Origin of the sequence: Nitrospira sp. (assembly GCA_029194665.1) — a bacterium.
In the GTDB taxonomy this organism is placed as follows: Bacteria; Nitrospirota; Nitrospiria; order Nitrospirales; family Nitrospiraceae; genus Nitrospira_D.
In genome coordinates this window covers 619,007-640,446 of record JARFXO010000002.1, presented here as the reverse complement: position 1 = coordinate 640,446, position 21,440 = coordinate 619,007, and the positions used below count along the sequence as shown (strand labels likewise).

General features: G+C 58.3%; 21 protein-coding genes. 12 read left to right on the top strand and 9 right to left on the bottom strand.

The features are described from left to right. Positions 1-288: 288 nt before the first annotated feature. Together P0119_08590 and P0119_08585 are read left to right on the top strand one after the other, a co-directional pair. Entirely contained in the window at positions 289-1,077 is a 789-nt protein-coding gene (locus tag P0119_08590) for a hypothetical protein (GenBank protein MDF0666117.1), read from the top strand. A gap of 99 nt (positions 1,078-1,176) precedes the next feature. After that, positions 1,177-1,752, top strand: a complete 576-nt coding sequence (locus tag P0119_08585) for a DUF4136 domain-containing protein (GenBank protein MDF0666116.1) — start codon at positions 1,177-1,179, stop codon at positions 1,750-1,752. A 110-nt stretch (positions 1,753-1,862) separates the two neighbouring features. Here P0119_08585 and P0119_08580 read toward each other — a convergent pair whose 3' ends face one another. Together P0119_08580 and P0119_08575 are read right to left on the bottom strand one after the other, a co-directional pair. Then, complete coding sequence (locus P0119_08580; GenBank protein ID MDF0666115.1) at positions 1,863-2,378, bottom strand: transposase; 516 nt, start codon at positions 2,376-2,378, stop codon at positions 1,863-1,865. 90 nt (positions 2,379-2,468) lie between these two features. Then, entirely contained in the window at positions 2,469-2,819 is a 351-nt protein-coding gene (locus P0119_08575; GenBank protein ID MDF0666114.1) for a transposase, read from the bottom strand. Between the two features lie 298 nt (positions 2,820-3,117). On the opposite strand from P0119_08575, the gene P0119_08570 reads away from it, so the two are divergent. The 4 genes from P0119_08570 to P0119_08555 all read left to right on the top strand — a co-directional run bounded on the left by P0119_08570 (position 3,118) and on the right by P0119_08555 (position 5,339). Next, positions 3,118-3,549 carry a hypothetical protein gene (locus P0119_08570; GenBank protein ID MDF0666113.1) on the top strand — a complete coding sequence of 144 codons (432 nt, stop codon included), beginning with the start codon at positions 3,118-3,120 and terminating at the stop codon, positions 3,547-3,549. Between the two features lie 177 nt (positions 3,550-3,726). Continuing rightward, positions 3,727-4,743, top strand: a complete 1,017-nt coding sequence (locus tag P0119_08565; GenBank protein MDF0666112.1) for a molybdopterin-dependent oxidoreductase — start codon at positions 3,727-3,729, stop codon at positions 4,741-4,743. A 60-nt stretch (positions 4,744-4,803) separates the two neighbouring features. Further along, on the top strand, positions 4,804-5,097 hold the full coding sequence (locus P0119_08560; GenBank protein MDF0666111.1) for a type II toxin-antitoxin system RelE/ParE family toxin: 294 nt from the start codon (positions 4,804-4,806) through the stop codon (positions 5,095-5,097). After that, on the top strand, positions 5,094-5,339 hold the full coding sequence (locus P0119_08555; protein ID MDF0666110.1) for a type II toxin-antitoxin system Phd/YefM family antitoxin: 246 nt from the start codon (positions 5,094-5,096) through the stop codon (positions 5,337-5,339). The genes P0119_08560 and P0119_08555 overlap by 4 nt, the downstream gene beginning before the upstream one ends. Before the next feature lie 241 nt (positions 5,340-5,580). Here P0119_08555 and P0119_08550 read toward each other — a convergent pair whose 3' ends face one another. From P0119_08550 to P0119_08535, 4 genes are read right to left on the bottom strand one after another with little or no spacing between them, the layout of a single operon-like run. Further along, entirely contained in the window at positions 5,581-7,050 is a 1,470-nt protein-coding gene (locus tag P0119_08550) for an alpha-amylase family glycosyl hydrolase (GenBank protein ID MDF0666109.1), read from the bottom strand. 7 nt (positions 7,051-7,057) lie between these two features. Continuing rightward, a complete protein-coding gene (locus tag P0119_08545; protein MDF0666108.1) occupies positions 7,058-9,916 on the bottom strand; it encodes a glucosidase in 2,859 nt (952 codons plus the stop codon). A 40-nt stretch (positions 9,917-9,956) separates the two neighbouring features. After that, on the bottom strand, positions 9,957-10,673 hold the full coding sequence (locus P0119_08540; GenBank protein ID MDF0666107.1) for a lipid-binding SYLF domain-containing protein: 717 nt from the start codon (positions 10,671-10,673) through the stop codon (positions 9,957-9,959). 26 nt (positions 10,674-10,699) lie between these two features. After that, positions 10,700-12,388: a mechanosensitive ion channel family protein gene (locus P0119_08535; protein MDF0666106.1), complete on the bottom strand. Its 1,689-nt coding sequence runs from the start codon at positions 12,386-12,388 to the stop codon at positions 10,700-10,702. Here P0119_08535 and P0119_08530 point away from each other — a divergent pair. Continuing rightward, positions 12,383-12,766, top strand: coding sequence for a hypothetical protein (locus tag P0119_08530; protein MDF0666105.1), 384 nt, complete (start codon positions 12,383-12,385; stop codon positions 12,764-12,766). The two genes, P0119_08535 and P0119_08530, sit on opposite strands and share 6 nt — an antisense overlap. Here P0119_08530 and P0119_08525 read toward each other — a convergent pair. Both P0119_08525 and P0119_08520 read right to left on the bottom strand, forming a co-directional pair. Further along, the gene (locus tag P0119_08525; protein MDF0666104.1) at positions 12,763-13,236 is read right to left on the bottom strand and encodes a hypothetical protein; all 474 of its coding nucleotides are present in this window, start codon (positions 13,234-13,236) and stop codon (positions 12,763-12,765) included. The genes P0119_08530 and P0119_08525 overlap by 4 nt on opposite strands. Before the next feature lie 261 nt (positions 13,237-13,497). Beyond that, complete coding sequence (locus tag P0119_08520) at positions 13,498-14,370, bottom strand: universal stress protein (GenBank protein ID MDF0666103.1); 873 nt, start codon at positions 14,368-14,370, stop codon at positions 13,498-13,500. Positions 14,371-14,748: 378 nt separating this feature from the next. Here P0119_08520 and P0119_08515 point away from each other — a divergent pair, with 378 nt between their 5' ends. The 4 genes from P0119_08515 (at position 14,749) to P0119_08500 (ending at position 18,802) form a co-directional block, all read left to right on the top strand. Next, entirely contained in the window at positions 14,749-16,182 is a 1,434-nt protein-coding gene (locus P0119_08515) for a DUF4403 family protein (protein MDF0666102.1), read from the top strand. Between the two features lie 92 nt (positions 16,183-16,274). Then, complete coding sequence (locus P0119_08510; protein ID MDF0666101.1) at positions 16,275-16,526, top strand: hypothetical protein; 252 nt, start codon at positions 16,275-16,277, stop codon at positions 16,524-16,526. A gap of 41 nt (positions 16,527-16,567) precedes the next feature. Continuing rightward, positions 16,568-17,983, top strand: coding sequence for a patatin-like phospholipase family protein (locus P0119_08505; GenBank protein ID MDF0666100.1), 1,416 nt, complete (start codon positions 16,568-16,570; stop codon positions 17,981-17,983). Positions 17,984-18,175: 192 nt separating this feature from the next. Next, positions 18,176-18,802 (top strand): hypothetical protein, encoded by a 627-nt coding sequence (locus P0119_08500; GenBank protein ID MDF0666099.1) that lies wholly within the window; start codon positions 18,176-18,178, stop codon positions 18,800-18,802. Positions 18,803-19,358: 556 nt separating this feature from the next. On the opposite strand, the gene P0119_08495 is transcribed toward P0119_08500, so the two are convergent. Next, positions 19,359-20,858 (bottom strand): M48 family metalloprotease, encoded by a 1,500-nt coding sequence (locus tag P0119_08495; protein ID MDF0666098.1) that lies wholly within the window; start codon positions 20,856-20,858, stop codon positions 19,359-19,361. 194 nt (positions 20,859-21,052) lie between these two features. On the opposite strand from P0119_08495, the gene P0119_08490 reads away from it, so the two are divergent. Then, positions 21,053-21,424: a DUF3015 family protein gene (locus tag P0119_08490; protein ID MDF0666097.1), complete on the top strand. Its 372-nt coding sequence runs from the start codon at positions 21,053-21,055 to the stop codon at positions 21,422-21,424. The last annotated feature ends 16 nt before the right edge of the window (positions 21,425-21,440 follow it).

Below are 21,440 nucleotides of genomic sequence, written 5' to 3'. Positions count from 1 at the left end.
GCTCCGCTCATCGTGAGGTTGTGAAAACCTGCAATTGTTGGAATCGGTGAGACGCCGGCTGACTGGTTCCTGAATGTGTCGAGGCGACAGCGTATCGGTTGAATCGCTCTAAGACAAGTGACAGGTGTACTCGCCGTTGTCAATGTGTTGTCGGGCGGGAGCGTCACGGCCGAGTCACTCCGTTGAGTTCCGACGTCGATCTGGGTATAAGGAACGACAATACGCGTATGGATCATGCCTGCCTTGCATCGTCGTAGCAGCTGGTGCGCGGTTGCAGCGGAACTGTCCATGAATAATGAAGGTCGAGGGTGGGGGATTGAGATGAAGTCATGGGTTGCGGCATCCGCCCTGTGTGCAAGCGTGCTGTCGGCTTGTTTCATCCTGAGCGGCTGCGCGAGTTCGATCTATGGGTGGCAGGTGCGAACCACTTCGACTCCCTTCTCTGCATCGGGTGAGCCTGCCATCTTTCAGCAGGAACCGGTCGCGCTGCTCTCGGCCGTGACCGTCGCGGGCTTGCGGGGGAACGAGGTTGCGTTGGTCTATTATCTCCATGAGATTCTGCGCAAGGTCACGCCCGAATGGAAGGTCGTGTCTCCGCAAGAGACTGTGGCACGCATCAACGGGGCAGGGTTGGCCGCGGAGTATATGCGCATGAGAGCGGGTTATGAGGAGAGCAACATCCTTGATCGTGATTCCCTGCGCAGGATCGGTGCCGCGATCGGCGCGCGATACGTGTTCCAGCTGCGCTTGGCCTCCTTCACGCAAACCATGACCGAACGTTGGAAGGCCCTTGACGTACGGCTCACGCAGACTCGTTGGGGCGATATGCGGCTCGTGTTGCAGCTGTGGGATGCGAATATCGGGGAGTTGGTCTGGGTCTCCGCAGCTGAAACGAGCATGCAGGGCGAAGGGGTCTCCCAAGATCCGGTGTATCTGGAGGACATCGCCCGCGCCACCTTGGGCGGCATGATGGCGGATTTCCTGAACAGAAAAACGGCGTCTATGTATACGCCGGTTAATAAATTCCTCGACGATTTGATTAAGGAGGCGATGCCGCAGGAACAGAATGGAAAATAGGCCGGCAGGGACTCGGAAGTTGGTCTGCCTGTCTGCGTGGATAGGACAACCGATCGGCGGTAATTTTACGCCGGGGCCGGAAAAGGAGGAGTATCGTTCATGGACACGCGGATGAATCGACGACGATCAGTATGGCCACTCATCCTATTAATGCTCGGCCTGAGCGCCTGCACGACGTTCGACGTGAAGACCGACCATGATCCTACTGCTGATTTCACCACCTTCAGAACATTTACGTTTGTGGGACTGGCGGAGGCCGAAAAAGGTGGGATCTACGACAATTCGTTGAAGCACAAGCGGATTGAATCAGCCGTCGCACGGGAGCTGATCGAGAAAGGGCTTCAGCAAGTCGATCTGAATCAACAACCCGACCTCCTGGTCTACTATTGGTTCAGTACAAAGGAGAAGCAGCAAATCCAGAGCACCGGGCCGACCGCCGGTGCCTATCGCGGCCGATACGGATATGGGTGGGGTGCGGGCTACGGGGGCACTGTCACCACGTATGATTATACGGAAGGAACCTTGACTCTTGATCTGGTCGAACCAACCAAGAAAGAACTGGTCTGGCGTGCGACGATTGTCGGCACGTTGAAGGATACTGCGAAGGACAATATCGAGCTCGGGAATAAGGCCATCGCGAAAGCGTTTGAAAGCTATCCACCTAAAAGGAGTTAGCCTCTAACAGGCTGCGGAAAAACCCTCCATTCATCCTTCGAGAGCCTCAGGACGAACGGAGCGGTCATTGAATTTGCTGAGGCTTTTCGTTCGTGCTGAGATTCTATGGTTCATGTCAAGCATTTTGTTATTCGCTCTGGATTAAATGTTGTCCGGTAATGATGAATAGACCACGCGGTCCGGGCGATTTTGCGAGCGATGATCACCAACGAGGCGGTCGTACTCCAGCCTTGCGTGCGGTACGATTCGTAGATCGGTTTCCAGACGGTAGTTTTGACGGCCGACATCGCAGCGTTAAACAGCAAGCGGCGCAACTCGGCCGGGCCGCGTTTGGACAAGCGGCGGCGACCGGCTTTCTGTCCCGAGTCATTCGCCCGCGGATCCAACCCGGTGAAAGCGACGAAGGCATCCGCCTTGCGAAACGGTACGCGCTCCAACGTATTGGTCAAGCTGAGGCCTACCAGGGGACCGACGCCCACAATGGTTTGCAACCGATGTTGGGCCTCCTGGTGTTGGGGCGAACCAGCCGCAATCGCAGCCATGGCCGTATCAATCTTGGCAATCAACGCCTCCAATTTGCTCATCACGGCCTTGAGTTCGGCGGCAAAGCCGCCCAGATTGCGCATCGTCAGCTTGAGCGTGCCTTGGAGACGGACAATCGTGGCACGCCGTCGAATCAGCTGATCCAGCTTGCGTTGATTCGCCGTGGGAGGCGTCTAGGCACGCAAGTGCGTGTGCTCTTGCGCGATGAGTCGGGCAATCAATTCCGCATCCACCCGGTCGGTTTTGGCCCGGTTGCCCATGGCCTTGGCGTAGTGCCGAGTATCCAACGGGTTCAGCAGGAAGACGGTATACCCGTGGGCCTGCGCCAGGGCCGCCAGCAATTCATGATAGGTGCTGGTGGATTCCAAGCCGATGCGGCTGCCGGCTGGGAGAGATTTCAGCCATGTCCGCAAGGGGGCCCGCTGATTGGGAATACGCTGGACCGGAAAACTGTGCTCGGCACATGCGACCACAACGGCGTCTTTGGCCACATCCACGCCGACATTCAGAACGGGTTGCATCATCGTCGCCTCCTTGAAAGCAGAAATGAATGACGCTGGGGTGGCACACACCAACGTGAGCTTGCAGACAAATCGGCGGTCAGGGGTCCTGCCGCGAGATTCTTCATCGACGTTTGTGGTGTGGGTGGGAGAGTTCTCAGACAGTCTGTCCGCTGTGCGGCAGATGCTAGTCGATGTCCCTCCACCCCAGCTCCTCGTAGCTTCTCAAGAATGAACGGTAAAACACCATACAAGCATGTCGAAGCGCGCAAATCGAGTTTTTCCGCAGCCTGCTACCACTCAACGCTGATAGGGAGGCCACATGAGATCAACAGTCGTCACGGTTGGTATGGCTCCGATGTGCGTGCTCGCGGTCGGCTTGGTCACTGCTTGTTCCAGCGGTCCCGGTCATGGCGATCCGTCCTGGACCTCGGTTCCGCTTACCCAGGTCAGCCAGGTGGTGGGTGAATGGGAAGGCCCCGTCAAGAAGAATCGGGCCGTGATGCCGTCCGGATCAGTCCGCTTAATGATCCGGGAGAATGGATCCTACCTCTTCGTCGGAGAGACCTTTTCCAAAGTCTCGGTTGGAGCCGGCATGCTTGAGCCTGACGACGGACACCTGGTCAGTACATCGGACCGGCGGGCCGTCAGGCTGTCGCTCTACGACCACAAGGGTGTTTCGGTTCTCCTGGTGGAGGCGACCAATCACGAGACAGGGGATCGGTATCACGGCGAATTTAAGAGGGTTCCGTGATGACCTCCATACCGCTGCTCTGTGTGAGGTGAGGCCGCATCTGATCACACGACTCCGCTTCTAGTTGGTCCGTGGCTACCGAGCCCGACTTGAGCAGCATAGCCTCTCGCCGGACGCTGTCGTTGAGTTAGGTTCCGTCCTTGTATGATAATGAATCACACGATCGGAAGGAGGGAAATGCCTTTCTCACGACGAACCATCTTGAAAGCAACCGGTCTCGGAGCCCTGGCCGCCGCGACCGGTGGCTGCGATGCCGTCGGAGGCGTATTCGGACGCATGTTCGCCGTCCCTCCCCGTGACACGACCTACTTCACGCCAAACTCGAAATTCTACGTGGTCAATTATGCTGATGGAGCCGTTTCCGTATCCCGCGATTTGAACATCGAGCAGTGGAAGCTCCATGTCAAAGGCTCGGTGAACCGCCCGATGTCGCTTGGCTGGCGCGATATTCTGAACCGCGATTCCTACGATCAGATCTCCACCTTGATGTGCATCGACACGCTCCCCGGCGGCGACAGTATCGGCACGGCGACCTGGCGCGGGATCTCACTCAAGCAACTGCTCATCGACTGCGGAGCGGACAGTGAGGTCGCTCGCGACGTGGTTTTTCGCGGCATCGACGGCTATGACGACAGCATTCCCTTCACCCGCGCGATGCAGGACGACGTGATGCTCGCCTTCCTGATGAACGGCGAAAAACTTCCCAGGGAACATGGCTTCCCGCTCCGACTGTTGGTACCGGGCCTCTACGGCATCAAGAACGTCAAATGGATCGTCGAGATCGAAGTCTATCCCGGCGACTACAAGGGCTACTGGCAGCGCAAGGGCTGGACCGATGACGGCACGATCAAGATTTTCTCACGTATCGATTCGCCCGGACATTACCAACCTTTACGCGGGCCGGAACACACATTTCGAGGCATCGCCTTCGGCGGACCGAACAGCATCAGCAAAGTCGAAATAAGCTTCGATGCAGGCCGTACGTGGAACGACTGCCGGATCGAACCGCCCATGTCGCCCTATTCCTGGGTCATCTGGAGCTACACGTGGCGGCCGCCGAAGCCGGGAAAGTTTCAAACCGTCGTGCGGGCCATCGACACGAAGGGACAGCTTCAGATCGCCGAAATCGTCCGCCCCCAGCCGGCCGGCGCGAGCGGGTATCACACGATCATTTCGGAAGTGGAGAAGATTTAGCCCCTTGTTTCGAATGACCAACTTGCCTCACACAGGAATTCTGGCTAGAATCTGGCCGGAATGCGCCATGAGATTATCCTTGCGCCTGAAGCAATCGAGCAGTTTCAGCGACTACGGGCCCAGGTCCGAGCCTCGGTTCGCGACGCGATAGAAACGCACCTCCGACGTGAGCCGACAAAAGGCAGCAAGAGTCGAATCAAGAGACTCCGTGGAATGAAGCGGCCACAGTACCGACTTCGCATCGATGAAATACGAGTCTATTACGACGTCACTGAAGACACAGTTGAGGTGCTGGCGATCATCGACAAATCAGAGGCCTCATCGTGGCTCGAAGGAACAGGGAAACGGTCATGAAAAAGATTGCGCTGTCCGACGTGAAGGATGATTTATCGAAATATCTGCGGCTTGCCGCCAAGGAAGAGGTCGTGATTACTCGTCACGGCAAGCCAGCCGGGATTCTGATCGGCTTTGAGTCCGAGGACGATTGGTTCGATTTTCGACTAGAAAACGACCCCAGATTCCACGAACGAATCGCCAAGGCTCGCGAACATCTACGCGCCGGTCGAGGAATTCGTTTAGAAGATGTAAAGAAGTAACCCGCCCCGACAAATCAGCCTTGAAGCAGCAGCTGCCGGCGCGAAAGGCCTCTGATCTCACTCGCCCGACCCCGGCGCGCCAAGACGCGCCTCTCCGCAGGCAAGGCCGCAGCGAGTGAAGGGGCGAGGCGTAGTCATTTCACCCACCCCGCCCCGAGCTGCTCTGGCAGCTCCTGCCCGGCGGTACGTTGAGCCTCTGAGCGATGCGAGAACGCCGCTGGCGGACTTTTTCAGCATCCTGTTAGAATTTCAAGAGGTGATACCCCCAAGGACCGAGATCCACATAGAGACCGGCATCCCGCATCTGCGTCCCGCCGCGCTCGTAGACCTGGCCGGTGAACGCGTCGGTGAGCGTCCAGGACCGCCCTCGGACATCGTCCCAGGGGAGCCGGACCTGTGCTTGCGACTGTTTGTCGGAGAGGTTGACCACGACAAGATGACGCAGGTCATCCTTCCGCCAGCACCAGGCCGCTACATTCAGGAAGCTCTGGTTATCCGACCATCCGGTCCGTTCGCACAACTTCCACTCGCCTTCCTTAAAATCTCTCTCGCGCAGCGACTTGAGGAGAGTCTTGTAGAATTGTTGCAGCTCGGGGTCCGAACGTTCATCGGGTCGACGGCGCAAGAAGACGGGCGGTCGCACACGACGTCCCTCGAACTGTCCCTCGTGAAACAGCCTGGCGCCCAGTAGGGTGAAGGTCGTCACGGCTGCGGTGCGGGCCTTCGCCGGGTTAAATGTCGCAGCAGCCCTCGGCTCGTCATGATTTTCGATGAACCGCACCAGCTTCTCCTGGTAGGCCGGCGCGGCGCAGAGATGGAGCCTCACGCTCTCAGCCGAATCGTGTTCGAGGCGATCGTACAGCCGCTTGTCGTAGCAGTAGTCGAACCCCTGCTGTTGCAGCTCCCACTCCAGATCCCAGTAGGCCTCGGCCATGAACAGCACGTTGGGATGCCGCTTCCTGACTCCGGGGATCACTTCAGGCCAGTAGTCCATTCGAGGTCTGGTTCCCGCCCTCGACCCCCAGGTCCGTTCGAAGATGTCATTGATGAGCAGCATCGCCATATCGCAGCGCATGCCGTCGCACTGGTTTGCGATCGAGGTGACAGTCTCAATCACCGCCCGCCGCAATCCGGGATTGAAGGCATTCAGTTGGAGAACATCCTGCCAGGGAGGAAAGTAGGGATCGCGGCCGCAAGCCAACACCTTGTCGCCGGCACGGATAAAGTCCGCCGGCTTTTGCGCCAGATCTTCCTCGCTGCCCTGAATGAAGTATTCAGGATGCTCCGTCACCCAGGGATGGTCCGGTGCGACGTGATTGGGAACGAAGTCCAGCATCAGCTTCATGTCGCGGTCGGCCAGTTGCCTTCGTGCCCGAGCCAGTCCTTCCGACCCTCCCAGCTGCTCGTCCACCACATAGCGACGCACGCAATAGGGGGAGCCGACATTGTCATCCGGACCAAAATCAGGGAGCGCCCGTCGGAAATCAGTCAGGAGGCCCTCATTCTTCATCGAAATCGCGAGGCCGGCAGGGCTGCGCTCCCACACACCCATGAACCAGACTGCGTCGAACCCGTATGAGGCGATCGCGTCCCATTCCTTATCTGGCACCGTGCCGAGCGTCACCTGCTTCCGATACCGCCCGCTCAGTTCATGTAACCAGACCCAGGTGTTGATCTCATAGATCAGGGGATGCTTCGGCCATGGTTTCATGTCGACCTCACTTCTCATTCGCTCCAGACTTGAACGCGCCGCCTTTTCCCGCCTTCAGGAATTCTTGCGGATCGAGCCTGCCGTACAGCTCGATCAGCTTCGCAACCAGGCCGGTCCAGCCGGTCTGATGACTGGCCCCGAGGCCCGCCCCGTTGTCGCCATGAAAGTATTCATAGAACAGGATGTGGTCGCGCCAATGCTGGTCTTCCTGGAACTTCTTGGCGCCGCCGTACACCGGCCTACTCCCCACCTGCCCTGAGCCTGTCGAAGGGTCACGCAGAAAGATGCGCGTCAGCCGGTCGGCGATTTCCTTGCTGACTTCGAACAGGTTCATCAGCCGACCGGACCCAGTGGGGCACTCGATTTTGAAGTTGTCCCCGTAATAAAGGTAGTAGGCCAGCAGGGCCCGGATGATCAGGGCGTTCACCGGCATCCAGATCGGTCCACGCCAGTTCGAGTTCCCGCCGAACATGCCGTTGTTCGATTCAGCCGGCAGGTAATCCACCCGGTAGACCTGCTCACCGACGTGAAAGACATAGGGGTGCTCTCCGTGATATTTCGACAGAGAGCGAATACCGTAGGGGCTCAGGAATTCGTTCTCGTCCAGCATCTTGGAGAGAATCTTCCGCAGTCGTTCCTCGTTGACTAAGGCGAGAATGCCTCGATCGGCCACGCCGAAATGACCAGGCCCGGTCTTATGAACGTAGTCGAGCAACTCCGGCATCTGACGAATGCGCTCTTGAAATGACGCGGAAGTTTCAGGCACCCGGTCGCGCTGCCAAGCTTCGACGATCGTCGTCGCGCATAGCGGTAGGAGTCCCACCATGGAGCGGACCTTGAGCCTGCTCGCGCTTCCGTCCGGTAACCGAAGGACGTCGTAATAGAACCCGTCCTCCTCGTCCCACATCCCGCCTGCCCCCTGTTTGTTCATGGCAGCGGCGATATAGAGGAAATGTTCGACGAATTTTCCGACCATGTCTTCGTAGGTATGGTCGCGGGAGGTGATTTCGACCGCGAGCTCGCACATGTTCTGCGTGAACAGCGCCATCCAGGCCGTGCCGTCCGCCTGCTCCAGATGCCCGCCGGTGGGTAGGGGGGCGCTCCGATCGAACACGCCGATATTGTCGAGGCCGAGGAAGCCGCCCTCGAACACGTTTTTCCCGAACCGGTCCTTCCGATTCACCCACCAGGTGAAATTGAGCAACAGTTTGTTGAACGCCGACTTGAGAAAATCGAGGTCCCCTTCGCCGCGCATGGCCTGTTCGACACGATGGAGGAAGAGCGTCGCCCAGGCGTGGACCGGTGGGTTCACGTCGCTGAAGTTCCACTCATAGGCGGGGATCTGCCCGCTTGGGTGTAGATACACTCTCTGAAACATGAGTTGCATCTGCTTCTTAGCAAAGTCTGGATCGACGATCGAGAGCGGCAAGGTGTGGAACGCGAGATCCCAGGCTGCGTACCAGGGATATTCCCACTTGTCCGGCATCGAGATGATGTCCCGATTGACCATGTGAAACCAGTCGCGATTGCGGAAATCGCGACTCTCTGGATGAAGGGGATGGGCATGGTGTTCATCGAGCCACTGATCCGCATCCAGGAAGTAGAATTGCTTGCTCCAGAGCATGCCGGCAAGGGCCTGGCGCATGACCTTCGCCTCATCCGGGGAGATCGAGGGCGGCGTCACGGCTTGGTAGAACTCATCGGCCTCGCTCGTGCGAGCGCTCAGGATCTCATCGAAGGCCGCCCCAAACGGGGCTGCCTCGCCCTTTCCTTTCGCGCCGGTGGGGATCGACGTCTTCGCGCATAGGCGGAGATGAACGGTTTCCGACTTGCCTGGACCGACTGTGAACCGGTAATGAGGCGAGACTTTCGTTCCGGTCTTGTTCGGGTTTACGGCGTTCTGGCGTCCATGCACGACATACTCGTTAATGCCGTCTTTCACATAGGGGCTGGCGTTTGGATGGTCGGGGAATAACCGATCGTTGTTCGTATCATTTTCGGTGAAGAGAAACGGCACGTCGCCCTCGCAATACAGCACGTACTCGCCCAGTTCAGCGTGCGAGGCCTCGACCGCTCCGATCCCCTTTCCTACCTTGACCTGCTTGAGCATCGGTTTCTTCGCAGGGCTCGTGACCCAGGTGGCCCAGTCGTTCCTGAACCACAGGGTAGGCAGCAGGTGCAATTCGGCCTCTTGCGGTCCTCGGTTGGCGACTGTGATCTGGATGAGAATGTCTTCGGGCGAGGCTTTGGCGTATTCGACGAATACGTCGAAGTACCGGTCTTCGTTGAAGACACCGGTATCGAGCAGCTCATACTCTACGACCTCTCTGCTTCGGCTCCTGTTCTGGTGGACCAGGTCGTTATAGGGAAACGCCGCCTGCGGGTACTTATAGAGATACTTCATGTAGGAATGAGTCGGCGTGCTGTCGAGGTAAAAATAGTATTCTTTGACATCCTCGCCGTGGTTGCCCTCGCTGTTGGTCAGGCCGAACAATCGCTCCTTGAGGATGGGATCCTTCCCGTTCCAGAGGGCCAGCGCGAAGCAGAGCCGCTGCTGTTCATCGGAGATCCCACCCAGTCCGTCCTCGCCCCACCGGTAAGCCCGGGAGCGAGCATGGTCGTGGGTAAAATAATTCCACGCATCGCCTCCCTCGCTGTAATCCTCGCGGACCGTCCCCCACTGGCGTTCGCTCAAGTAGGGTCCCCAACGTTTCCATGCCGGTCCGTCCGTCAGCAACCTGGTCTGTTCGACCGTCGGTCCTTTTCGTTCGGCACCGATGACCTGCTCACTAACCTGCTTATTCTGTTTGGGCTTACTCGTGCGTTTCACTTTTTCACCGCTTGTTTTCGATGGGCCTGTTGCCATGCGCATCCTCTCGACCAGTGATACCACTGATCCGATGGTTCTACTTCAGTAACTTCTCCGCCGCCTCTCGAAGTTCGATCGATTTCGGGTTACCGACTTCCTTTGTCACGATGATGTCCGTCGGCCGCACGTCTTTGCCGTAGTAGGCTTTGTTGCTGTCGTTGGAGACGGTCACCATCGATCCATCCAGAGCAATCCCGGCAAAGGCCCCTTTCTTTTTCGCGTAGGACACGACATCAGCCGTAATACCTTTCGCCGATGTGCCGGCGCCGACCGGACCGACGGCCACTCCGACGTTGGCCCCCAGCTTGAAATCGTTGGTGTAGAACTGTTCCAGCCCTTTCTTGGTCCTCACCACCAGGACCATTTCGGAAACATCGGCTCCGACCTGCAGGCCAAAGCTCGCCGATCCGATGTTGTAGAAAACCGGATCGGACCAGTGCCCGGTCTTCTCATCCCGCGCGATCAGGATGCCGCTGCCGCCCGCGCCACCGAACATGAAGGCGCCACGCATGAATTGCGGGATGATGAACAGCCCTTTGGCATCTTCGCCGAGTTGTTTGAGCGATCCTTTCAACCCGGGCTCGGCCGTGAACGCCTCCAACGTCATCTTCGCCCGGTCCACCAGCTGTTGTTGCTGGGAGAAATCCTCAGAGCGGGCGGTGACGGGCATGAGCGAAACGAAGACGGTCAGGACCGCCGCTACCAACGTCCCTCCCGTTCGACTCTTCAGATGCTTGTGGATTGAAACAAACATGGAACCTCCTCTGTTAGGGTTGCGTGTTAAGGTTGCGACACACCATTGCGGTGTGTCAGCGCCTCCGGCGATCCAGCCGGTGGATATTGTAAGGTGCCCTTCAAGTCCGTGATCTTATCAGTTGGAAAATTCGGCAGATACAGCGACTGCTGAGCCCGCCATTCCTTGACCCTGTCCTCGGCCTGTCGTGTGCGGCTCTGGTCCATCGGTCGGCCTGGAAGTTCATACTGAATTTGCGACGGGAGCGCCAGTTCCGTTCCAGCCTCCGCGACGATGTCCATGATCCGTAAATTGAGATCCTCGGCGACCTCCAGCGATTCACTGTAGTCGGTGACTCCTGTGTACGCAAACACGTCGAGATTCAGAGAGGCGTCATCACCGAATTCCGTGAACCTCACCCAAAGCGGATCGGGAAGCACCTTGGGATGGGCGTAGAGCATCTTCCTGACCTCCACCAACAGGAACCGGATTTGGTCCGCAGTGGTTTCCGGGCGGAGCTTGAGACGAGGATGGTACCAGAAGCGGTCGCGCCGAGAAAGATTGTCCAGATGCATGTAGGCAAACTCGGCGTTGGGCACGCTGATGAGACTGCGGTCCAGCGTACGAATCAGCGTGGCCCGCAGACCGATCTCCTCGACCGTCCCGAGCTGGTCGCCGAACCGGCAGAAATCTCCCACGCGGACCGGCTGCGCCGTATAGAGCGTCACGGCGCCGAAGACGTTTTCCAGCGTTTTCTGGGAGGCCAGCGCGACGGCCACTCCGCTGATGCTGAGCCCTGCCAGCAGGGTGGTGACTTCATATCCGAGGTTCTCAAGCCAGAGCAGCAACGCTCCGACCAGCGTCGCGAGCTTCGCCAGTCTGCCGATCGGACGGAGGAAGAGCTTCGCGCCACCCAGTCCGGCGGTCTGAAGCCGGTCGGCGATTCGCTGCGCCGCGAGATCCAAAGTCCGGAGGACCATCCAGGCAAGCGCCACGACGAGCACCGTCTTCGCTTCCGCGAGCGCCCTGAGGATGACCGGCGTGTGGAGTGCCTGCATCAGGGAGCGGACCAACAGCGCCCACAACAACAAACGAATCGGTCCCGTGAAAAACTGTTCCAGCTCGGAAGGCGCATCGGGACGGATCCGGCGCAGCAGCCACAGCACAGCGGGCGCGAGCAGCATCGCGATCGGAAAGGCCGCGGCGCTGATGATCACCCATGCCACCCACCACAGAATTTCGATTCCTATGATCCGGTAATCGAAGAACCACGGAGGCAGGATCGTCTCCAGCCGGCCATATCCGAATTCTGCATGGAGCTTTGGAATTTGGGCTACGGTCGAAGAGGCCACTTTCCAGATGTAGGCCCCGTCTTCACGAAGGACCCGCTCCATGAGAATGTCATAAATTTTGGTCTCACCGGTGATCCGCCCGATGCGGTCGCGCCCTTCCGCCAATCCGTCGTTTGGATCGCCCTTGGGATTCACACTGAGCGATTCGAGATCCGGAAACAGCTCCCGTCCCAACACCATCCTGAATTGGCGAGCCAAGGCAGGTCCGTCCGGTCGCATCTCGGAGGGGAGATCGAGATACTGGGCTGCCCGCTCGAAATCTCGGTCCCTCGTCGCCTGGATGAATCCTATGAAGCTCGTGCGCGGCGTGCCGCGGCTCAACTCGTCTTCCGGCGCGTCGGCAATCTCCGCTGCCGGTCCGACGACCTGCGCCCTGGTTTGCAACGCCTTTTTTACCGTGGGCTCGGACTGGGCCGTTTCAGCGACTATACTGTCAGTCCATCCGAGGAAGCAGACCAGCGCGAAAAAGAGGATGGCGCCGCGCGATTTTTTAGCCGTGTGCAGGGCCTGTTCTCCTTGCGGGAGCGGTCAAAGAAGCAGCCGGCCGACCGCGCGCTGACGTTCCAGCGCGCCGAACAGCCAACCATGTTGCTGATCACCGAACATGCACCGAATGTGAGGCTGCGTATCGTCCATCGAGACGGTTCGAACGAAGGTCCAGAAGAGCTGCGATTCAACCAACAAGGAGCCGGGCGCAATCTGCCGCGCCCGGCTCTTCACCTCATGCAGTCCGGACGCGCAGGACGCCGTCCACTCTGCTAGTAAGTTAAGGGAATTGCTTTGGCCAACTCCATGTTCACGATCGACCGAACCTTGGTTTCGAGCTGAATGTAGCGTGCCGCTTTGGACCAGGACAGCACCTTGCTGACCTTGCCGGCATAGGTGCGTCTCAGTTTCACCTCGGATTCCTGGATCGTCAGGGCCTCGTTCAAGAGCTTCTTCGCCGTATTGTTCTCGACCGGACCCTTGTTGAAGGCATCTGCATATTCTTTGATCGTGTTCCCCAGCTTCTGATTGAGCTTATCGAGTTCCTTCTGGTATTGCTCGTACAGAGGCCAGAAGGCTTTCTCCTCCGCTTCGGTGAGATCCATGTTCGTAGCGACGAGCAACTTTTTGTCCGCCTTCAGCTTCTCCATCAGGATTTCCATGTTGGTGTCGGCTGCGGTTTGGGCAAACGCCGGCGTGGCAATGAAAACGGCAAGGGTCAGCACGATCGGTGTGACGACGCTCATGCGAAACTCTCCTTTGAAATAGAGGTTGTTGGGAATAATACGGGAAGGACTCCTGACAGGAATCTCTAAACCGGTCGGCTACCTAACATCGAGATGATGGTACGGAACAGCATCCAGCCGGAATCGGATATCATGGTCAGTCCCGGCCTGATGGAAGAGCCGACAGAACACTTATACTGAATGTGCGAGTGCTGGTCAACGTAGAAAAACACATGTCCATGAGTTCATGTTCGAACCGGCTGAGGGTCTGTGAGACCACGGCTACAGGACCGAGGTCATGAACCCGCTCGCCGGAATCGCGAGAACGGGGCAGCGAGACTCCCGTAACACCCGCTCGCTGTGACTTCCGCGCAACGCATCGAGAAACCCGTTGCGTCCGTCCGTGGTCATCACGATGAGATCCGCATCTGTCTCCCGCGCAGCCTGATCGATGGCCTCAATCACCTCGCCGCTCTTGGTCATTCGGTTCCAGCGCCACCCGGCAACCTCCGGACAAGTCAACTCCGGCATGGCCCCTTCCTCACCGACGTGCAGGAGGGTAAACAGGCCGGACTCGCAGTGGAGCCTGGAAACTATCCTAGCGACCGCCTGAACGGCAGGTTGCGCCGAGGGAACCGGCGCCACGGGAATCAGGATGTTCTTCAGGGTGATCGACCCGTCACCGGGGGACACGAAACCCTCCACGCCCTTGGGAATAAAGAGCGTCATCACCCGTGACTTGCGGGCGACGCCGGTCGCGACGGATCTGTTGAACCACTGGACCCCGCTTTTGCTCTGGTCGGTCGCCAGCACGACGAGATCCGTGCCATGCTGATCGAGATAGGCCGAGACGGATTCGACCGGGTCGCTGTGAACCATCTGCACCTTTTGGACCTTGATCCCCAGTTTCGACACATCCGCTCGCTCGCTGTTCTTCGGGAGCAGACCCCAACGCTCCAGAGTCTCGCGGACTCCGGGAAAGTCTGTCCACGAATCGTCTCGACGGCCCGACACATGCAGAATAGTCAGCGTGGCCTTGGCGGTCAGTGCTGCGACCAGCGCGTGGGTAAACGCCGCCTGGCCGTTTTCGGAAAGGTCGGATGGATGAACAATGCGTTGGAGAACGGGACCCTCGGGCGAATTGCTTGGAGCCATAGATCTCCTCGAACGGTTACCTAGTGGAGTGTTCCAGAAATACGTTCGTGGTGAGCCCTTCGATTGACTCAGGACAGGCTTGTCGAACCCTGTGGTGAGTCAGGTCGAACCACATGAACGAAACTGTCTAAAATCACACGCCCTTCGACGAGCTCAGGGCGAACGGGTTATGAAAAACGCTTTCGGGTCGCAATACTATAGACGATGGAATGGCGACTCTAACCGAACATCGCGCGGTTTTTCAAGGCACACAGGAGACAGCCGTCGTCCGTTGCCCGCCATGCCGTAGCCTGCAACCGTGCCGAGGCAGTCTTGAAAATCCTGCTGTTCTCCGATAGAGTCCCGCCGCCCCATCCGATGTTCCCGATGTTCCAACGTATGACTAACGGCTTACCCAAGCGCCTCGATTCGGCTCTGCGAGCGACAGGACTGATCTTCTTGATCGGCACTTCGAGCGCGTGGGGCGGCTCCAGCGTGCATATCCCGAAACCGAACGAGAGACTACTACCGCCTCCCCCGCCTCCCAGCCTGGAGCGCTCCGTGGTCAATATGGAGGTCAGTCTCTCGGCAGAGGAACTGGCTGTCCTCGTGGATCAAACGTTTCCTCCCGTCCTCGCCCGTGAAGATGGGTGGAACGATCCTGCCCTGTTGCCGGGGAGTGATGATCTACGCTTCCTCTACCGGCTGCTGCGGGGCGGCTTTCGGTATCAAATGCAGCAGGATCGGCTCGAGCTGACGTTCAACGACATCCGATACAGAATCTGGGCCCGCCGGCCCGGAGCGGAGCAGGTGGAAGAGGGGGCCTGCGGACATGGGGATGATCCGCCGAAACGCATCCAGGTCGTCGCTCATACGGCAGTCAGCTGGTCGGATGCCTGGCAACTCAACCCGCAGACGAGCTTTGATCCTCCGGTCTTTGTCGATGCCTGCCGGCTCCAACCGTTGAATATCGACGCCACCCCGATGTTGCAGTCCCTTGTGCAGTCCAGGCTGTCGGTGCTCGCAGAAAAGATCGATCGGACAATCGACGAGCACAGCGCCGGAAAACAGCGAGCATCGGTCATCTGGAAAAAACTACAAGAGCCGGTCGAACTGACGTCGAACCGATGGCTCGCGCTCAACCCTGTCGATGCGCGGGTCGGTCCGGTTGGGTCCGACGGAGGCTTGATGGTCAAGACGTCGGTCAACCTGATCATGGAACCGAAGATCCTCGACCGCAAGCCCCCCGCCGATGACCGGCCGCTTCCCTCACTGCAGTTGGCGCCCGCGATTATGGGCGGCTCTCGACTCCTGTACCCGCTGTTTGTGGATTACGCGAAAATCAACAGTCGGCTCGAGCGCATGCTCGTCGGCCAGACCATCGACAACCCGCTTGGGGAGCCGATCACGATCACCGGCGTGGAACTCTACGGCAGCGGCGGCAAATTGATCGTGGCGATCAAGGTGAAGGACGGAGTCAACGGCACACTCTATTTGACCGGCGTTCCGCGGTTCGACGAGCCAAGTCGATCGATCAAATTCAAGGACCTGGATTTCACGCTGGATACCAAGAATACGCTGGTGCGCAAAGCGGCAGGTTTCTGGCGCGATAGGCTGATTGAGAAAATGGAATCGGATATCTTCATGGATCTTGACGAGCCCCTGACGCTCATGCAGACTCGCCTCAACGAGGCGCTGACGCGGGAGCTGGCTCCCGGCGCCAGGCTGGAGGGGAGATTTACGAAGCTGCTTCCAGCCGGCATCTATCCCGTCACCGGAGGCGTTGAGGTCCGGATGATCGCTCAGGGCACAGTGCGGCTGCTGTTGCAATGAGCGGAAGGGGCGGTTGGAAACGACCGGTGGCGGGCTCGGTGAGGAACAGGCCTGACCTGGCTGTACCAACAATTCACAACAGGAGGATGATCATGCGCATGTCTCGTCTGGGGATTTTCACAGTCTGTGGATTCATGATGATCGCGGCCGGCTGCACGACCTACTATCGGGTCACCGATACCCTCACTGGAAAGGACTATTACACGACCAAAGTCGAAGACGTGGGGAAGGAGGGAACGGTCAAGATCAAGGACGACAAGAGCGGGAGCACGGTTAGGATCAAGGCTTCCGAAGTCAAAGAGATCTCAAAGGACGAGTACAAGACAGCAATCGGCAAGCAGTAATCGACGTCAGTTCGCACAGTCTCCTAGAATGTTGGACTACGATGCGTAGAGTCGTTCATCTCCTCTTTGTCACAGCTCTCTCCGTCGGCCTCCTCGGCTGCGAATACGTCCGTCCAACACTGAATGCGCCGCTGGCCCAGTGGGACCCTCACTACGGGTATCGCTTCGCCAACCTTGCCCCTCCGGAGGAAGGCAACTCCGACAGTCTGTTGGTCGTGGCGTCCTTTTCCGGGGGTGGCACGCGAGCCTCCACGCTCGCGTTCGGGGCCTTGCGCGTCCTGGCCCGGCAACCCATTACCTGGGAAGGGAAGGGCAAGCGACTGCTTGACGAACTGGACGTGATTTATGCCCTGTCCGGAGGCACCTTCACCGGCGCCTACTACGCGCTCTTCGGAGAGCGCATCTTCCATGACTTCGAATACCGGTTCTTGCGGAAGGACTGGGAGAGCGAGCTGAGACATCGCATCATGCGCTCGCCGAGTAACTGGCTTCGCCTCTGGTCCCCCTACTTCGGTCGCATCCATATCATGTCAGAATTGCTGGACGAGGCGCTCTATGACGGCAAGACCTACGGCGATCTCCTGAACCAGAAGACCAAGCCTGGCCTGCTGATCCATGCGTCCGATATGGCCACATTGTCGCGGTTTGAATTTCTCCAAACTCAGTTCGACATACTGTGCTCCGACCTCAGCCGGCTGCCGATCGCCTATGCCTCGGCCGCCTCGGCGGCGCTGCCTCTGGTGCTGAGCCCGATCACGCTCAAGAATTATGCGGGAAGCTGCGGCTACCAGCCGCCGGACTGGCTGGAAACCGCCGCTGGGTCGTCCAGACCGGCGCAGCGCCAGCGGGCGAAGGAGCTGCTCTCCTACCTGGATGTCGAGAAACGACCACAGGTCCATCTCCTCGACGGAGGCCTCTCGGACAACATGGCCCTCAGGGGCATCCTGGAGACCTCCGCGCTGGCGGGAGGGTTGGACCGCATGATCAAAAACGCCGAGGTTAATGAGAAGATCAAGAAGCTCGTCTTCATCGCGGTGAACGCCGAAACGAGTCCCGACGTGAGGGAGTACCGCAGCGATCACATCCCCAGCATCTCACGGGTGTTCAATGCCCTGGTGGACATTCCAATCAATCGCTACTCGGCGGATACGCTGATGATCATGCGACTAGGTGTGGAGAAGTGGCGAGAACAGCTGCGCGCCCGTAAGCTCGCCTCGGCCGGCGGAAGTCCCCAAGCCGACGACAGCCCGTTTGCGGAAGACGCGGATGTGTACTTCATCGATGTCAGTCTGGGCGCCGTGGCCGACGCGGATGAGCAGCAGTATCTCATGAAGATTCCCACGACCCTGTACCTGACCGACGAACAGATCGAACGTCTACTCTCCGCCGCGACAAAACTGATTTATCGCGACCCGGAATTTCAGCGGTTGATGCGTGATTTGCAACAGAAGAACTAGTGTAGTGCCCCATAAGTTCCTTAACCTTCCGTTCGTGGTGAGCCTGTCGAACCATGAACGGAATCAGTTGAAAACGCTTGCCCTTCGACAAGCTCAGGGCGAACGGTCAATGCCAATGAATTAATGAAACACTACACCAGAATAGATGGCGCCATGGACCAACCGGTCACAGGGGTCGCCAAGGAGGATACCATGATGCGGAAGATGCAATGGAAGAATAGCGTGCTGGTGACGGTTGCGACGGCGTTTAGCCTGCTCACCTTGACAGGTTTTTTGGGGGCGAAGGGAGATAGTCCGAAAGAGAAGCGCGAGAACATTCGCAGCATGCAGCGTCAGACCCTCGCCGACCTGTACAAGGAAAAGCCAAGCGTGAAGGCCAGGCTGGAGAACGCCGCCGGCTATGCGGTGTTCAGCAATATGAACGTCAAGATCTTGATGCTCGGCAGCGGCAACGGATACGGCGTGGCCGTGGACAATGCTACCAAGAAGGAAATCTTCATGAAGATGATTGAGGTAGGAGGAGGCCTGGGCTTTGGCGTCTCGGATCTTCGCGCCGTCATGATCTTTCATGAAAAGGAAGACTTTAAGAAGTTCCTCGATCAGGGAATCGAGTTCTCGGGCAAGGCCGGAGCTGAGGCTCAATCAGGCGACCAGGGGATGGCGATGCGCCAGGAGCAGAAGCTCGCGGCGGCCGGAGAAAAAGATGTGCAACTCTTCCAGGGGGTGGAAGTGTATCAGATGACCAAGAACGGCCTCATGGGACAGGCGATGCTGTATGGAACGAAGTACTGGAAGGACGACGAGCTGAACAAGCCCTGATGTCAGGTTGGGACTCAAGGTCAAAGAATGTCGAGCGTTTACCTTCCGCGAACAGACGCGCCAGTGTTGTTTTACCGCACTGGCGAGGGCCGATGAGCGATGTAATCGGAGAACGTTTAACGGCTCGGGCGAGCTGTTTGAGAAACGAAGCTCTGGTAATCATGGCGGGGATTGTACCATGAATATTCGGAATGGAAATCCGAGTATTCATTACCTTGAAATGCTCACGCATACGGTGAACGCGAGGAGAAGAACGACGAACTAGTGCGCGGTGTGAGAAACGAGATGCGAGTTCCAGGATGCGAGATGCGCAATATCTTCAATCCCGAATCAGGCATTGAAAGTCCCGCATTTCCTCCCGCAGACGCGCCTCTTTACCGATGCTCTCGCTTCAGCCAGGCTTTGAGAAATCTAAAGTGACAGTTTAGAATTCTCATGCATGCGCTACATTCGACGCAAGCTGGAAAGCCAGGTTCAAGTCACGCCGTGGCTCATTGTCAGCCCGATTCTCCAACACATTCGACGCGGGGCTCTCGCCAGTCCGATGACGAATTCTCTACTCTTTCTTTCCCTCGTACGGCTCCGATACGACGATCTTGATGACGTGGCCCTTGGGCAGCGGTTCGTAGTCGGTCAGATTGTTGGCGACCGCGACCTGTTCTGGTTTCCAGACGCTATTGGATCGAGCCGCGATGGCCCGCACGGTCTCCCCTTGCCGCGCTTTCACCAGCCTGATGCGGTCTTCGGTGATGGCGGCCCGTTCTTCCGGCGACAGAGGCCGGAAGCTCTCTGTCACTTGGCGAAAGACTGGCTCTATGCCTTGAAATTCTCTCGTGGGCGCGACTGCGGCGATCAGGTAGACCATTCCGCCATGCGCAATCCAGGTCAGATCCACGGTGAGGTTGGATTCGGTAAACCTGGTCGTAGCGGCCGGCAACCCGTTCACGTTCGTCGGACGGGTCTTGAGCTGCGTCTTGCTCGCGTTCTCCATGGCCCGCACTCCCTCGCGTGGATCGTGACCCTCAGCCACCGCCTGGAACACCACCGCTCTCTGCCCGTCCTTCGGCGCCGAGGCGATTTTGGTGGGCGTATTCTCAACGCGCCAGCCATCCGGGAATTGGATGAAGAAGTTCAGATCAGGATGACGGAAGGTAGATTCTTCGACGATGCCGTTGGCCGCCCGTTGTCCCACGACCATCCCGTCGAGTCGTTCCAGGAAAGCCTCCCGTGAGGACGAGATCGGCTCGCGAGGCGCTCGTGTGAGCTGTTTCGCATGTTCGCTGGTATTTTTTACTCGGTCGGGCGTTGCGGGATGCGAATCGAAAAAACTGGTCCGGCGCGGCTTATTACTGGAGAGATCTTCCTCCCGGCTCAACGTATTCAGAAACACGGAAAGTCCCTCCGGGTCCCAGCCGGCCTTGGCCGCCATCTCCTGTCCGATCTTATCCGCCTCGGACTCCTGCGACCGGCTGTAGGGGGAGAACACGAGACTCTGCGCCACATTGCCGACGCCCCCGATGAGATGTCCTACGAGTGGACTGACGATCCCGGTTAGCCCAGATGCAATCCCGAACAGGACCGCGAAGGGACCCTGTTTGGAAACCGTTTGGACTGAGTGTCGTGCCGCCACATGGCCGATCTCGTGGCCGACCACGCCGGCCAGTTCATCTTCCGACGTGACCAGTGCCAGCAAACCACGGGTGACATAGACATAGCCGCCGGGAAGCGCGAACGCATTGGGTTCCGGCATGTCGGCTACGTAGAAGCGATAGGTCACGTTCTGTCGGGGGGACTCCGTTGTCAGCCTCTGACCCAGTACGGTGAGATAGTCCGTGAGCGCCGGATCATCCAACAACCCCATCTGCTGTTCGACCTTCTCAGCCTCCTCTGCGCCGATCTTCTTCTCCTGCTCCACCGTCATCAAGGTCAGTTCCGGCCTGTGGCTCACGGGGTTCACCGAGCAAGCCGTCACTCCGAGGAGCAGGGGTAACAGAAACGAGAAACCGCGCAGAGTCCTTCGAACGGAAACCGGAATCATCGACAAGGTTTTCACCATGTTGCCTCACGAGCTGGTGGTTCAGGAACGGCACAGGCCCCTATCAGCGCACACTCTAGCATGGGCGGTGCTCTAAAATAGAAGGTTTATTACCAAATCCCACCCCCAGGCATTGCATGAAATGAGGGGGCTCTGATATCGTCCACATCGCTTTTCGGGAAGCCGTCTGCAACATGAGGAAGGAGGTTGGAACCATGACTATCCGTTCTGCAACCGGTTTGCTCATATTCCTTGCGTTGTGTGGCAGTTTGCTGCTCTCGACGGCCTGCACTGTAACAGACAGCATCAAGAACACCTTGTCCAGCACGACGCCGAACGATTGGTATCGCGACGATGGCTTGCTGAAGGAGGAGTATAAGGCCCTCGCGTTCGCGACCGTGAACACCGAGAACCTGCTGCAGGACATGGCCAAGGGGCGCGGTGAGTATTTGGAATCGATGGGAAAACTCCTTGGGGTGCCTCCGTCTCACGAGCAGGAGTTTTTCGAGCGCGCACAGCGCCGCATGGCCGACGGAGAGCTATCTCCCCGACCAAGACCAGAAGAGCTTGTCGCGGCCCTTCGATAGGACTCATCGGCTGCCA

Excerpts from the sequence above, each read along its gene's own strand:
- P0119_08590 (MDF0666117.1), top strand. The coding sequence starts at position 289 with ATGAATAATGAAGGTCGAGGGTGGGGGATTGAGATGAAGTCATGGGTT.
- P0119_08585 (MDF0666116.1), top strand. The coding sequence starts at position 1,177 with ATGGACACGCGGATGAATCGACGACGATCAGTATGGCCACTCATCCTA.
- P0119_08580 (MDF0666115.1), bottom strand. The coding sequence starts at position 2,378 with ATGCGCAATCTGGGCGGCTTTGCCGCCGAACTCAAGGCCGTGATGAGC.
- P0119_08575 (MDF0666114.1), bottom strand. The coding sequence starts at position 2,819 with ATGATGCAACCCGTTCTGAATGTCGGCGTGGATGTGGCCAAAGACGCC.
- P0119_08570 (MDF0666113.1), top strand. The coding sequence starts at position 3,118 with ATGAGATCAACAGTCGTCACGGTTGGTATGGCTCCGATGTGCGTGCTC.
- P0119_08565 (MDF0666112.1), top strand. The coding sequence starts at position 3,727 with ATGCCTTTCTCACGACGAACCATCTTGAAAGCAACCGGTCTCGGAGCC.
- P0119_08560 (MDF0666111.1), top strand. The coding sequence starts at position 4,804 with ATGCGCCATGAGATTATCCTTGCGCCTGAAGCAATCGAGCAGTTTCAG.
- P0119_08555 (MDF0666110.1), top strand. The coding sequence starts at position 5,094 with ATGAAAAAGATTGCGCTGTCCGACGTGAAGGATGATTTATCGAAATAT.
- P0119_08550 (MDF0666109.1), bottom strand. The coding sequence starts at position 7,050 with ATGAAACCATGGCCGAAGCATCCCCTGATCTATGAGATCAACACCTGG.
- P0119_08545 (MDF0666108.1), bottom strand. The coding sequence starts at position 9,916 with ATGGCAACAGGCCCATCGAAAACAAGCGGTGAAAAAGTGAAACGCACG.
- P0119_08540 (MDF0666107.1), bottom strand. The coding sequence starts at position 10,673 with ATGTTTGTTTCAATCCACAAGCATCTGAAGAGTCGAACGGGAGGGACG.
- P0119_08525 (MDF0666104.1), bottom strand. The coding sequence starts at position 13,236 with ATGAGCGTCGTCACACCGATCGTGCTGACCCTTGCCGTTTTCATTGCC.
- P0119_08520 (MDF0666103.1), bottom strand. The coding sequence starts at position 14,370 with ATGGCTCCAAGCAATTCGCCCGAGGGTCCCGTTCTCCAACGCATTGTT.
- P0119_08515 (MDF0666102.1), top strand. The coding sequence starts at position 14,749 with ATGACTAACGGCTTACCCAAGCGCCTCGATTCGGCTCTGCGAGCGACA.
- P0119_08510 (MDF0666101.1), top strand. The coding sequence starts at position 16,275 with ATGCGCATGTCTCGTCTGGGGATTTTCACAGTCTGTGGATTCATGATG.
- P0119_08505 (MDF0666100.1), top strand. The coding sequence starts at position 16,568 with ATGCGTAGAGTCGTTCATCTCCTCTTTGTCACAGCTCTCTCCGTCGGC.
- P0119_08500 (MDF0666099.1), top strand. The coding sequence starts at position 18,176 with ATGATGCGGAAGATGCAATGGAAGAATAGCGTGCTGGTGACGGTTGCG.
- P0119_08495 (MDF0666098.1), bottom strand. The coding sequence starts at position 20,858 with ATGGTGAAAACCTTGTCGATGATTCCGGTTTCCGTTCGAAGGACTCTG.
- P0119_08490 (MDF0666097.1), top strand. The coding sequence starts at position 21,053 with ATGACTATCCGTTCTGCAACCGGTTTGCTCATATTCCTTGCGTTGTGT.